Genomic DNA, 13,436 nt, shown 5'->3' on the forward strand with positions numbered 1-13,436 from the left:
AGGCGCTATCGCGAGCAAGCTCGCTCCTACAGGGGCTAGTTGGAAAAAAGGGTGCCCTGTGCGCCCTTTTTTTATGGGCGCCGTATGGGCTATCCTCGGGCTCTCCCGCGCCGCGTCAGAGCCGGGTGTAGAGCAGGGAACCACCGATGATCACCAGTAAGCTGCCGAATGTCGGCGTCACTATTTTCACGCAGATGTCTCAGCTCGCGGCGCAAACCGGGGCGATCAACCTGTCCCAGGGTTTTCCCGATTTCGATGCACCGCAGGCCTTGTGCGATGCGGTCGGGCGGCACATTGCCCAGGGCCACAACCAGTATTCGCCGATGACCGGCTTGCCGGCGCTGCGCCAGCAGGTCGCGGCCAAGATCGCTCGCAGCTATGGCGTGGCGGTGGATGCCGACCACGAAGTGACCATCACCCCTGGCGCGACCCAGGCCATCTTCTGCGCGATCCAGGCGGTTATCCACAGCGGCGACGAAGTGATCGTGTTCGACCCCGCCTACGACAGCTACGAGCCGTCGGTGGAATTGGCCGGTGGCCGCTGCGTGCACGTGCAGCTTGGGCTGGATGATTTTTCCATCGACTTTGAACGACTCGCGTCGGCCATCACCCCGCGCACCCGGATGATCGTGCTGAACACGCCGCACAACCCGAGTGGCGCGCTGATCAGCCGTGCCGAGCTGGACCAGTTGGCGGCGCTGATTCGCGATCGCGACATCTACTTGGTCAGCGACGAAGTCTACGAACATCTGGTGTTCGATGGCGTGCCCCACGTCAGCGTGTTGAACCATGAAGAGCTGTACCAGCGCGCCTTCGTGGTCAGCTCGTTCGGCAAGACCTACCACGTCACCGGCTGGAAAACCGGCTACGTGGTCGCGCCACCGGCCCTGACCGCGGAGCTGCGCAAGGTCCATCAGTACGTGAGCTTCTGCGGCGTGACGCCGTTGCAGTTCGCCCTGGCCGACTTCATGGCCGAGCACCCGGAACACATCGACGAGTTGCCCGGTTTCTACCAGGCCAAGCGCGACCTGTTCTGTGATCTGCTGGCGCCTTCGCGTTTCAACTTCAACCGGGTGACCGGCACCTATTTCCAGTTGGTCGATTACTCGCAGATCCGCCCGGACCTCAATGACGTCGAGATGTCCCTGTGGATGACCCGCGAACATGGCGTGGCGAGCATCCCGATCTCGGTGTTCTACCAGACGCCACCGCAAGGCCAGCGCCTGGTGCGCCTGTGCTTCGCCAAGCGTGAGGAGACCCTGCGTGAAGCAGCGGCAAAACTATGCGTGATCTGAGTGCATTGCCCAACCTGAACATCGCGCTGATCCAGACCAGCCTCGCCTGGCATGACCGCCAGGCCAACCTGGAACACTTCGAGCCGCTGCTGGAGCAGGCTCGCGGTGCAGACCTGATCATCCTGCCGGAGATGTTCACCACCGGTTTTTCCATGGAATCGGAAACCCTCGCCGAGCCGGAGAACGGCCCCACCAGCAAATGGCTGCGTGCCCAGGCCGCCAGGCTCGATGCGGTGATTACCGGCAGCGTGATCGTGCAGGCCGCCGATGGCAGCCATCGCAATCGCCTGTTGTGGGCACGCCCGGACGGCGAAGTCTGGCACTACGACAAGCGCCATCTGTTCCGCATGGCAGGCGAGCACAACCACTACACCCCGGGCGAGCGCCAGGTGCAGTTCGAGCTCAAGGGCTGGCGGGTGCGACCGCTGATCTGCTACGACCTGCGCTTCCCGGTGTGGAGCCGCGACGCCCAGGACACCGACCTGTTGCTGTACACGGCGAACTGGCCAGGCGCGCGGCGTCAGCATTGGAACCGCTTGCTGCCGGCCCGGGCGATCGAAAACCTGTGTTACGTGGCGGCGGTGAACCGCATTGGCACCGACGGCAAGGGCTTTGCCTACACCGGCGACAGCCAGGTGCTGGACTTCCAGGGCGAGACCCTGCTCAGCGCCGGTGATGCCGACGGGGTGTTCAAGGTGGTGCTGGATGCGGCGCAGTTGCAGGCGTACCGGACACGGTTTCCGGCGAACCTGGATGCCGATACCTTTGAGTTCACCTGAGATTCTGGTTGCCTGACAGGCTGCCATCGCGGGCAAGCCCGCTCCCACAGGGATACAAGGTGTTCACATAACCTGTGGGAGCGGGCTTGCCCGCGATGGGGCCATCAGCATCACCCCAAAAATACAGCCCAACAAAAAGGCCCCAAGGTTCACACCCAGGGGCCTTTTGCATTACAGCGACTGCTTACGCCGCTTTCGCCTCAGTCTGGCTCAGCGAACGGTTCAGCGCGCTGAACAGTGCCTTGAAGCTGGCGGTGGTGATGTTTTCGTCGATGCCAACGCCATGCACCGCACGCTCACCATTGACCCGCAGTTCGATGTAGGCCGCTGCCTTGGCGTTGGTGCCCGCGCCAATGGCGTGTTCGTTGTAGTCCATGATTTCCACCGGTACCGGCAGGCCGGCCACCAGGGCTTCCAGGGCGCCGTTGCCCTTGCCGCGCCAGTGCAGGTTGGTCTCGCCCTGGCCCTTGCTCGACACTTCCACTTCCACAGCGCTGTGACCGTTTTCTTCCTGCAGACGATGGCTGACCAGCGCGTACGGATTGTTGGCCTGCAAGTACTCGCTGTGCAGCAAGGCGTGGATCTGCTGGGCGGTCATTTCCAGGCCCAGGCGATCGGTTTCACGCTGCACGACCTGGCTGAACTCGATCTGCATGCGACGCGGCAAGCTGATGCCGTATTCCGCTTCCAGCAGATAGGCGATACCGCCCTTGCCCGACTGGCTGTTGACGCGAATCACCGCCTCGTAGCTGCGGCCGATGTCGGCCGGGTCGATCGGCAGGTATGGCACTTCCCACAGGGCGTCCGGTTTCTGCTGGGCGAAGCCCTTGCGGATGGCGTCCTGGTGCGAGCCGGAGAACGCGGTGTGAACCAGGTCGCCGACGTACGGGTGACGTGGGTGCACCTGGATCTGGTTGCACTCTTCGACGACTTTGCGCACACCGTCGATGTCGGAGAAGTCCAGCTCAGGGTTCAGGCCCTGGGTGTACATGTTCAGTGCCACGGTGACCAGGTCGACGTTACCGGTGCGCTCGCCATTGCCGAACAGGCAGCCTTCGACGCGGTCGGCGCCGGCCATCAGGCCCAGCTCGGTGGCGGCAACGCCGGTGCCACGGTCGTTGTGGGTGTGCAGGCTGATGATCACGCTGTCACGACGGTTGATGTGACGGCCGAACCATTCGATCTGGTCGGCATACACGTTCGGGGTAGCGCATTCGACGGTGGCCGGCAGGTTGAGGATCATCTTGTGCTCAGGCGTCGGGTTCCACACTTCGATCACCGCGTCGCAGACTTCTTTGGCGAATTCCAGCTCGGTGGCGCTGAAGGTTTCTGGCGAGTATTCGAACGTCCACTCGGTTTCCGGCTGCTGGGCGGCGTATTTGACGAACAGCTTGGCCGCGCTCACGGCGATTTCCTTGATGCCGTCCTTGTCCTGGTTGAAGACGATGCGACGGAAGGAAGGGGAGGTGGCGTTGTACAGGTGAACGATGGCTTTCTTCGCCCCACGCAGGGATTCGAAGGTACGCGCGATCAGGTCTTCACGGCCCTGGGTCAGCACCTGGATGGTGGTGTCGTCCGGGATGTGGCCGTCTTCGATCAGGGTACGCACGAAGTCGAAGTCGGTTTGCGAAGCAGCCGGGAACGACGCCTCGATTTCCTTCACGCCGACCTGTACCAGGGTCTTCCAGAAGCGCAGTTTCTTCGCCGAGTCCATCGGTTCGATCAGCGACTGGTTGCCGTCACGCAGGTCGGAGCTGCACCAGATCGGCACCTCGGTGATGGTTTTCGACGGCCAGGTACGGTCCGGGAGGTCGATGGCCGGGAACGCGCGGTATTTCGAAGACGGGTCTTTGAGCATGCTCATCGGGAGAATCCTTATTGTGTGGGCCGAAAAGAGGCGGCCTGCCGGTTGGAACTGTTCTTGGGGAAAAGCGGGGGACGAGGCGACGCGATTCAGCCCGGCAGTCGTGCGCTGACGAGGCACAGGCTGCGGTGCTGGCGAAGCTGAATGAGGGTGTGAGAGGTTTTCATGCCTTCAACCCTAACCGCGAGGGGAAAGGATGGCAAGCAGTGCGAAAAAATTGGGAGAAGTTCTGCTTTTTCGGTTTTTGTCGCGATTTTATCGCGGCTTGGTGGGTTTGGGGCGGGGATGATTGCGCTGATGATCTGGCGTCCGCAATTTGAGTTTTTGGGGGAAGTTCAAGGCCTATCGCGAGCAGGCTCGCTCCCACAGGGGAGGGGGCGGGTGTACACAAAATCAGCGTTCAACGCTGATCACTGTGGGAGCGAGCCTGCTCGCGATCTTTTGCCTCAACAAAAAACTAAGGCTGAAACGCCCCAATAAAAATCGCCGGATCCACCCGCGCATCATTCAGGCTGACATTCCAATGCATATGCGGCCCGGTCGCCCGCCCGGTGGCACCGACCTTGCCCACCACAGCCCCTCGGGCCAACTGCTGGCCGACCTTCACGTCGATCTTCGACATGTGGCAGAACATGCTGATGAAGCCCTGCCCATGGTCGACGAACACGGTTTGGCCGTTGAAGAAGTAATTGCCGATGAGGATCACCTTGCCAGCGGCCGGGGTCTTGATCGGTGTGCCAGCGGGCACGGCGAAATCCAGGCCCGAGTGCGGGTTGCGTTCTTCACCGTTGAAGAAGCGACGTACGCCGAACTTGCTCGACAGCGGGCCGTTGACCGGCTTGTCCAGCAGCAGGTTGCTCGGGGTATTGGGGCTGAAGGTGCGGTAGGCGGCGATCTGCTCGGCCAGCTCGCGCTCGATGCGCTTGAGGTTGCTCTGGTCCGGGTTGACCTGCTGGGTGTTTTTCAGGGTGATGCGCTGTTCCGGGTACTTCTTGCTGCCGACGCTGAAGTTCAGAGTACGACCGCCGCTGCTGATCGACTGCACGCCTGGCTTGACCGTCAACGGCACACCGACGATGGCGCGCCAATTATTCTGTTCCTTGACCACCAGCACCGGCTTGCCCTGGTAGGAAGCGGTCGGCGCCTGCGCGGCGCTGCCCAGGTCGATCACGGCCACGCCGCCGGGCACCGGTTTGTTCAACAGGCGGGTGATGTAGCTGTCGGCATGGGCGTTGAATGTCAGGCACAACAACAGCAGCGAAGCGAAAAAACGCGGCATGGATCAGTCCAGTAAAGAAAGGGTGACGGGCGTCAGGTGGTTGTCTTCGACCCGCACTTGCAGTTCGCCTTCGCCGAGCTTGGCTTTCAGACGCTGGCCGTTGTGGGTTTGCGCGGCGTTGCGAATCGCGTTGCCGCGTTCATCCAGCAGAATGCTGTAGCCACGGCCCAGGGTCGCCAGCGGGCTGACCACGTGCAACGTCTGCATCTGCGCGTGCAACTGCTGGCGACGGTCCTTGAGCCCTTCGCGCATGGCTCGAGGCAGGCGTTCGGCGAGGCTGTCCAGGCGCTGGCGCAACATCGCCAACTGGCGTCCCGGGTGCTGCCCGGCGAGGCGGGTTTCCAGGCGGATCAGCCGTTCGCGCCGGGTGTTGAGGCTGCGTTCGAACGCGCGGCGCATGCGCATGTCCAGGTCATCCAGGCGCTGGGCCTGTTGGCGCAGGCGTTCGCCGGGGTGACGCAGGCGGCGCGAAATGCCTTCCAGGCGCAGGCGGTCGCGCATCAGGCGGTCACGCATGCGCATCACCAGCCGGCGATGCAGGCTTTCGACCCGGCGCACCAGGTCGCTGGAGTCCGGGGCCAGCAGTTCGGCGGCGGCTGATGGCGTCGGGGCGCGAACGTCGGCGACGAAGTCGCTGATCGACACGTCGGTTTCGTGGCCGACGGCGCTGACGATCGGCGTCACGCAGGCATCCACCGCACGCGCCACGGCTTCTTCGTTGAAGCACCAGAGGTCTTCCAGCGAACCGCCGCCACGGGCCAGGATCAAGGCGTCGAAACCGCGGGCGTCCGCCAGCTTTAGGGCGCGGACGATCTGCGCGGTGGCTTCGCGACCCTGCACGGCGGTGGGGATCAGCGTCAGTTGCACTTGCGGCGCACGGCGGCGGAACACGCTGATGATGTCGCGGATCACCGCGCCGGTGGGCGAGCTGATGATGCCGATGCGTTGCGGGTGCGCCGGCAGCGGCACCTTGCGTTCGGCGCTGAACAGGCCTTCGGCGCTGAGTTTTTCCTTCAGGGCATCGAAGGCCAGGCGCAGCGCGCCGTCACCGGCAGGCTCGACGGTGTCGAGGATCAACTGATAGTCGCCACGCCCTTCGAACAGCGAAACCTTGCCGCGCACCTTCACCGCCAGGCCATCCTTCAACGCCTGGCGCACGCGCTGGGCGTTCTGGCGGAACAGGGCGCAGCGCACCTGGGCGCCGCTGTCCTTGAGGGTGAAATACACATGGCCGGACGCCGGGCGGGCGAGGTTGGAGATTTCGCCTTCGACCCAGATATTGCTGAACACGTCTTCGAGCAACACCCGCGCGCGGCCGTTGAGCTGGCTGACAGTCAGGACTTCCCGGTCAAGGCCGAGTCTTGCAAAGGGATCTTTAATCATGGGCGCAGTTTAAAGGCTTTCGCCGATCCGAGGCTAACGCAAATCCTGTAGGAGCGAGCTTGCTCGCGATGGCGATGTATCAGGCGAATGATGTATTGGCTGACACAACCCATCGCGAGCAAGCTCGCTCCTACAGGATTCGGTGAACGGGTACAGTAGGCGCCGAACTCAAGGAAGACACCCAATGAATCTGTTCGAACTGTTACAGCAATGGCCCTTCGGCCTGACGGACTGGCTGGTGATCGGCCTGGGCATTGCCCTGGCCTACATCGTGTTCGGCATCGCCGGTTTCGGCACCGCGCTGGTGGCCGGGCCGATCCTGATCCTGTTCATGCCGCTGTCGAAAATCGTGCCGCTGCTGGTGCTGCTGGATTTCATTGCGGCGTTCGGCAACCTGTTGCCCTCGCGCCGGGATGTGGCGCGGTCGGAGTTGCTCAGGCTGCTGCCGTGCATGGCGATCGGCTGTACGCTGGGGGTGATTTTCCTGCTCAACCTGCATTCCGATGTGTTGCTGCTGTTGATGGGGCTGTTCATCAGCGCCTATGCGATCTACAGCCTGTGGGTGAAAAGCCGTCCGAGCCAGCTTTCTGCGGCGTGGGCGGTGCCGATGGGCACCGTGGGCGGGATGTTTGGCGCGTTGTTCGGCAGTGGCGGCTTTCTCTATGCGATCTACCTCAACAGCCGCTTGTCGAAGGACGCCGCGCGGGCGACCCAGAGCGCCCTGATCAGTTGCAGCACGGTGGTGCGCCTGAGCCTGTTCGTCGTCGCGGGCGTGTATGCCGAGCTACGCTTGTTGGTGTTGGCGGTGTGCTTGCTGCCGGCCATGGCGCTGGGTTTGTGGATCGGCCGGCGGCTGACCATGCGCCTGTCCCGCGAGGCGTTCGTGCGGCTGGTCACCTGGCTGGTGCTGGCCAGCGGGATTGCCTTGATCGGGCGGTACCTGAGCACTTGACCTGTGGGTGTCAGGGATTAAGCTGCCGGCCATCTTTTTACTCTGTAGGAGCGAGCTTGCTCGCGATGCGGTGGATCAGCCAGCACATCTTTGACTGACCCACCGCCATCGCGAGCAAGCTCGCTCCTACAGGGGAAGCGGTATTTTCAGTATTTGTGCAGGCTCACCCCATGAACTCCCAAAGCATCATCGTCCCGAAAATCTCCACCCTGCCGGTCCACGAACCCCGGGCCCGGGCGATCGTGCGCTGGCTGGTGCGCAAGAACATCGTCGAGGAGCAACTGAGCACCTGCGGGCGCACCGGCAACCGCATGGGCCATGCCATCGCCGAGGGTGCGCGGGCGGTGGTGCTGCACCCCGAGGCGCTGCCATTCGGCGAGCCGATCAATGGCCTGGAGATCATCACCAAGCGCTGCATCTATACGCCAGCCAAGGGTTTTCTGGGGGAGGCGGGCTGCGCCGAATGTCGCCAGGAGGTCGGCGAAGCGCTGTTCGAAAGCCTGGAAGACTGGATGCCGGGGCGCACCGACAACTTCACCTGCCCCGAATGCGGCCATGAAGACGACATCAACGGGTTCCTGTTCCTGCAGGAATGCGGGTTTTCCAACCTCGGTTTCATCTTCAACAACTGGGCCGAGGCCGGGTTCAAGCAGGCCTTTCTCGACGAGTTTGCCGATTGGCTGGACCAGCCCGTCAGTTGCGTCAGGGTCGAGCTTTAGCCGGCGCTTTTGCCGGGGAAAAGCTCCGTCGATCACCGCATCGCTCATAGACAGAGTTTTACATTGAACCGCGCGGGGTGTCTGTCTATAATGGCGCGCTTCCATTTTCCCGCTCGGGAGCCCCCGCGATGCTGCGTATCAGCCAAGAAGCTCTGACATTCGACGACATTCTCCTCGTGCCCGGTTATTCCGAGGTGCTTCCTAACGAAGTCAGTCTGAAAACCCGCCTTACCCGTGGCATCGAGCTGAACATTCCTCTGGTTTCTGCCGCCATGGACACCGTCACTGAAGCCCGTCTGGCAATCGCCATGGCTCAGGAAGGTGGTATCGGCATTATCCACAAGAACATGACCATCGAGCAGCAAGCTGCCGAAGTGCGCAAGGTCAAGAAGTTCGAAGCCGGTGTCGTCAAGGATCCGATCACCATCGAGGCAGACGCCACGGTACGTGACCTGTTCGAACTGACCCGCCTGCACAACATTTCCGGCGTTCCGGTGCTGCACGATGGCGACCTGGTCGGCATCGTCACTTCCCGTGACGTGCGTTTCGAAAGCCGCCTGGACGCCAGCGTCCGCGACGTGATGACGCCCAAAGAGCGTCTGGTCACGGTTAAGGAAGGCGCGAACAAGAACGACGTTCGCGAGCTGCTGCACAAGCACCGCATCGAACGCGTACTGATCGTCGACGACAAGTTCGCCCTCAAGGGCATGATGACCGTCAACGACATCGAAAAAGCCAAGGCTTACCCGCTGGCCAGCAAGGACGACCAAGGTCGCCTGCGCGTAGGCGCTGCCGTCGGTACCGGTAAAGACACCGGTGACCGCGTTGCCGCCCTGGTCAATGCCGGCGTGGACGTGGTGGTGGTCGACACCGCACACGGTCACTCCAAGGGCGTGATCGACCGCGTTCGCTGGGTCAAAGAGAACTTCCCTGAAGTGCAGGTCATCGGCGGCAACATCGCCACCGGCGCTGCCGCCAAGGCCCTGGCCGAAGCGGGCGCTGACGCGGTCAAGGTCGGTATCGGCCCTGGCTCGATCTGCACCACCCGTATCGTCGCCGGTGTCGGCGTCCCGCAAATCAGTGCCATCGCTAACGTCGCCGCTGCCCTCGAAGGCACCGGCGTGCCGTTGATCGCCGACGGCGGCATCCGTTTCTCCGGTGACCTGTCCAAGGCCATCGTAGCCGGTGCTTCCTGCGTGATGATGGGCTCGATGTTCGCCGGTACCGAAGAGGCGCCGGGCGAAATCGAACTGTTCCAGGGCCGTTCGTACAAGGCTTACCGTGGCATGGGTTCGCTGGGCGCCATGTCCCAGGCTCAAGGCTCCTCCGACCGTTACTTCCAGGACTCCTCGGCCGGCGCCGAGAAACTGGTTCCGGAAGGCATCGAAGGCCGTGTGCCTTACAAGGGCACCCTGAGCGCGATCATCCACCAGTTGATGGGCGGCCTGCGTTCCTCGATGGGCTACACCGGTAGCGCCAACATCGAGCAGATGCGCACCATCCCTGAATTCGTGCGGATCACCGGCGCTGGCATGGCCGAGTCCCACGTACACGACGTACAGATCACCAAGGAAGCGCCAAACTACCGCGTAGGTTGAGCCTTCCAGCAAAAAGTTAACGACCGGGGCTGTTTTATTCAGCCCCGAGTTGTTTCTGAATCATCTGAATGACTTAGACGAGACTGAATCATGGCCCTCGATATTCACGCTCACCGCATCCTGATCCTCGACTTCGGTTCCCAGTACACCCAGCTGATCGCCCGCCGCGTGCGTGAAATCGGCGTGTACTGCGAACTGCATCCGTTCGACATGGACGACGAAGCGATCCGCGAATTCGCGCCGAAGGGGATCATCCTCGCCGGCGGCCCGGAGTCGGTACACGTGGCCGACAGCCCGCGCGCGCCACAGGCGGTCTGGGACCTGGGCGTACCGGTCTTCGGTATCTGCTACGGCATGCAGACCATGGCCGAGCAACTGGGTGGCAAGGTCGAAGGTTCCGAGCTGCGTGAGTTCGGCTACGCCCGTGTCGACGTGGTCGGCAAGAGCCGCCTGCTCGACGGCATCGAAGACCACGTCGACGCCGACGGCCTGTTCGGCCTGGACGTGTGGATGAGCCACGGTGACAAGGTCACCAAAATGCCTGGCGACTTCCACATCCTGGCCAGCACCCCGAGCTGCCCGATCGCCGGCATGTTCAGCGACGAGCGCGCTTACTACGGCGTGCAGTTCCACCCGGAAGTGACCCACACCAAGCAGGGCGGTCGCATCCTGTCGCGTTTCGTCCTCGACATCTGCGGCTGCGAAGCCCTGTGGACCCCATCGAAAATCGCTGAAGACGCCATCGCCCAGGTGCGCGCCCAGGTCGGCACCGACAACGTGCTGCTGGGTCTGTCCGGCGGTGTCGACTCCTCGGTGGTTGCCGCGCTGCTGCACAAGGCCATCGGCGACCAGCTGACCTGCGTCTTCGTCGACAACGGCCTGCTGCGTCTGCACGAAGGTGAGCAAGTGATGGCCATGTTCGCCGAGAACATGGGCGTCAAGGTGATCCGCGCCAACGCTGAAGACCAGTTCCTCAACAACCTGGCCGGCGAAGCCGACCCGGAGAAGAAGCGCAAGATCATCGGCCGTACCTTCATCGACGTGTTCGATGCCGAATCCTGCAAGCTGGACAACATCAAGTACCTGGCCCAGGGCACCATCTACCCGGACGTGATCGAGTCGGCTGGCGCGAAAAGCGGCAAGGCCCACGTGATCAAGTCGCACCACAACGTGGGCGGCCTGCCGGAAGAGATGAACCTGAAACTGGTCGAGCCACTGCGCGAACTGTTCAAGGACGAAGTCCGTCGTCTGGGCCTGGAACTGGGCCTGCCGTACGACATGGTCTACCGTCACCCATTCCCGGGCCCGGGCCTGGGCGTGCGCATCCTCGGTGAAGTGAAGAAGGAATACGCCGACCTGCTGCGTCGCGCCGACCACATCTTCATCGAAGAACTGCGCAAGGCCGACTGGTACCACAAGGTCAGCCAGGCGTTCGTGGTGTTCCAGCCAGTGAAATCGGTCGGCGTGGTCGGCGACGGCCGTCGTTACGCCTGGGTCGTGGCCCTGCGTGCCGTGGAAACCATCGACTTCATGACCGCCCGCTGGGCCCACCTGCCATACGAACTGCTGGAAACCGTCAGCGGCCGTATCATCAACGAAATCGAAGGCATCTCGCGCGTAACGTATGACGTGTCGAGCAAGCCGCCGGCGACGATTGAGTGGGAGTGATTGGATGTCCGGCACTGACCGGCATCAACTAGTAAGAAACACCCTGAAGCCCGCGTAACTGCGGGCTTTCGGCTTTTTGGGTCTGGCAATTTCTGGCAGCTCTGTGCATGCCAAGCACCGTGTTTGTGTGGCATGGTACGGTGCATTAACTGAGCCCAATGCCGTGCTTGGTGCTCGATACCATGTCGCCTTAGTAGGTAAGGGCATGGTATCAAATCTCATGCTTCGCCCGGTTTTATTGGGTTTTAACGTGGTGTATGAGTGATTTTCTGAGCATGGTATTTTTTACGTGGAATCCGCGACTGCCATGCTTAATGATACCAAGCTGCGTAACCTCAAACCGAAAGAAAAACTCTACAGGTGAACGATCGTGACGGGTTGTACGTGGCCGTCACCGCTGCAGGTCCCATCTCATTTCGCTACAACATATGCAGATTTAGTTTTTGACTTGTGCTCCTACTTTATATCTTAAAAAAGCAGCAGATTGGCCTTCGATGAAAAGTTTCAAACTTAAAATTCTGGTTGTGGGATCTTTTTCTTCTATCCAGTCAAGGCATAGTTTTAGCACGTGCCAAGCGGTAGGAATGTCAATTTCGTTATTGTTTAGCGGCATTGAGAAATCATGCTTAATGCATGTTTTTGATTGAAGGTGTTCAAACTGACAGCGTATTAATGTGTTTTCCGCGAGATGCTCTACGGCTCTTGATTTGGTATATGCCCAGACTCCGAGCTCAAGCGTGAAAAGTTCAAGTCCCGTTTTTATGTCTTCTGCCTCAAGCCTTACAGTGTCTGCTAGTTGACCTCCGCCTTCGCAGGAGTTTAAGGCATTTACGACGGTGGCTCTACAGAGGTTACTTGAAATCACTGTAACAGGGTAACTCATCTCAAGAGACAACGCTGGTGCCCGTTCTAGACGAGTTGTCGCCACTTTAATGTTTGATTCATAGCCGGTATCAATCGATATTTTTCGAAATTTCTCTAGGGTTTCAGGTGCATAGATATCATCTAAGGACTCTGTAAGTACGATGCCGCCTACAACTGCGCTAAGGAATCTGGCGGGCGCTTCGTACTCGTCTTGCTGGTTTGGGTTCCAGCGCTGTGAGCTTTTCAGAGAATGGTGTCTAAGCTTACCTCGCAATAGGATGATAAGATTGATCTTTTCTTTTAGTGTTGTACATGTGTTGAATAAGTTTTTCAGGTGTTCCGAATCGGTGATCTGTTTGTCTTTTATTTCTAGAATTGATTGTTCCAAATGGTTGCAAAAGACTTTGTTCTTGGATAGCAAGTCCACTTGTTGTGCGCTTTTGGTTTTGCCGTCACAATAGCGAGTTTCTAAAAAAAGAAACATTTGATTGTATGAGTCGATGTATCGACCTGCCTCATAGGCGATACGGCCCTCGCGAAAGTGAGAAGTCGATTCGATGCGAAACTCATCAATGCTGCCAACGCAGAATGATCTACCTATCTGTTCGAAATCACAACATTTATTCATTGCGTTATTTTCAAAGCTACGAAATGATTTTATATGAATTTGACTTTGCTCTGATGGATTTTCCGCAATGAATCGCATCTCGTAGCTATCGAAGTCTAAATCAAATAGCTGCTGGCTGATAACTACGGCTTGCCAGTTTAATACCTTTTTCAAAGCGATTTTTAGAAACTTATCGCCTCTCATGTTTATTTGAGGTACACCCGATTTTTTTGCAGGTCGCACAATTTGGGGGGCGTTCTCGATGGCTATATTGGGGAAAGAAACACATACGTTCTGAACGATATTGTCTTTTCGCTCTAGAGTAAATATGACGTCATCAATCTTTATTGGCCAACTTTCCATAACCTCAACATAATTTTTTACGCTGAAAGCAATCGTGATGATCATGGTGTTCATCCTTGATAGTT

General features: G+C 59.9%; 10 protein-coding genes and 1 pseudogene. 7 read left to right on the forward strand and 4 right to left on the reverse strand.

The features are described from left to right. The first annotated feature begins 146 nt into the window (after positions 1 to 146). Both ABVN20_RS18900 and ABVN20_RS18905 read left to right on the forward strand, forming a co-directional pair. The gene (locus ABVN20_RS18900) at positions 147 to 1,295 is read left to right on the forward strand and encodes a pyridoxal phosphate-dependent aminotransferase (protein WP_368557212.1); all 1,149 of its coding nucleotides are present in this window, start codon (positions 147 to 149) and stop codon (positions 1,293 to 1,295) included. After that, positions 1,283 to 2,074 (forward strand): amidohydrolase, encoded by a 792-nt coding sequence (locus tag ABVN20_RS18905; RefSeq protein WP_368557213.1) that lies wholly within the window; start codon positions 1,283 to 1,285, stop codon positions 2,072 to 2,074. Before ABVN20_RS18900 ends, ABVN20_RS18905 begins: the two co-directional genes overlap by 13 nt. A 184-nt stretch (positions 2,075 to 2,258) precedes the next feature. Here ABVN20_RS18905 and leuA read toward each other — a convergent pair whose 3' ends face one another. From leuA to xseA, 3 genes are all read right to left on the reverse strand, one after another. Beyond that, positions 2,259 to 3,938, reverse strand: coding sequence for a 2-isopropylmalate synthase (leuA, locus tag ABVN20_RS18910; protein ID WP_368557214.1), 1,680 nt, complete (start codon positions 3,936 to 3,938; stop codon positions 2,259 to 2,261). Between the two features lie 457 nt (positions 3,939 to 4,395). Then, complete coding sequence (locus ABVN20_RS18915) at positions 4,396 to 5,217, reverse strand: peptidoglycan DD-metalloendopeptidase family protein (RefSeq protein ID WP_368557215.1); 822 nt, start codon at positions 5,215 to 5,217, stop codon at positions 4,396 to 4,398. Between the two features lie 3 nt (positions 5,218 to 5,220). Then, positions 5,221 to 6,600, reverse strand: coding sequence for an exodeoxyribonuclease VII large subunit (xseA, locus tag ABVN20_RS18920; RefSeq protein WP_368557216.1), 1,380 nt, complete (start codon positions 6,598 to 6,600; stop codon positions 5,221 to 5,223). A gap of 184 nt (positions 6,601 to 6,784) precedes the next feature. Here xseA and ABVN20_RS18925 point away from each other — a divergent pair, with 184 nt between their 5' ends. The 5 genes and pseudogenes from ABVN20_RS18925 to ABVN20_RS18945 all read left to right on the forward strand — a co-directional run. Continuing rightward, a complete protein-coding gene (locus ABVN20_RS18925) occupies positions 6,785 to 7,552 on the forward strand; it encodes a sulfite exporter TauE/SafE family protein (RefSeq protein WP_368557217.1) in 768 nt (255 codons plus the stop codon). A gap of 170 nt (positions 7,553 to 7,722) precedes the next feature. Beyond that, entirely contained in the window at positions 7,723 to 8,271 is a 549-nt protein-coding gene (locus ABVN20_RS18930) for a sugar ABC transporter ATPase (protein ID WP_368557218.1), read from the forward strand. A gap of 128 nt (positions 8,272 to 8,399) precedes the next feature. After that, entirely contained in the window at positions 8,400 to 9,869 is a 1,470-nt protein-coding gene (gene guaB / locus ABVN20_RS18935; RefSeq protein ID WP_368557219.1) for an IMP dehydrogenase, read from the forward strand. A 90-nt stretch (positions 9,870 to 9,959) separates the two neighbouring features. Further along, entirely contained in the window at positions 9,960 to 11,537 is a 1,578-nt protein-coding gene (guaA, locus tag ABVN20_RS18940) for a glutamine-hydrolyzing GMP synthase (RefSeq protein WP_368557220.1), read from the forward strand. A 307-nt stretch (positions 11,538 to 11,844) separates the two neighbouring features. Then, positions 11,845 to 11,963: pseudogene (locus tag ABVN20_RS18945) on the forward strand (integrase); the annotation flags it as partial. Positions 11,964 to 11,973: 10 nt separating this feature from the next. Here the strand turns inward: ABVN20_RS18945 and ABVN20_RS18950 are convergent. Then, positions 11,974 to 13,416, reverse strand: a complete 1,443-nt coding sequence (locus ABVN20_RS18950; RefSeq protein ID WP_368557221.1) for a hypothetical protein — start codon at positions 13,414 to 13,416, stop codon at positions 11,974 to 11,976. Between the last annotated feature and the right edge of the window lie 20 nt (positions 13,417 to 13,436).

Source organism: Pseudomonas sp. MYb118, assembly GCF_040947875.1.
Classification (GTDB): Bacteria; Pseudomonadota; Gammaproteobacteria; order Pseudomonadales; family Pseudomonadaceae; genus Aquipseudomonas.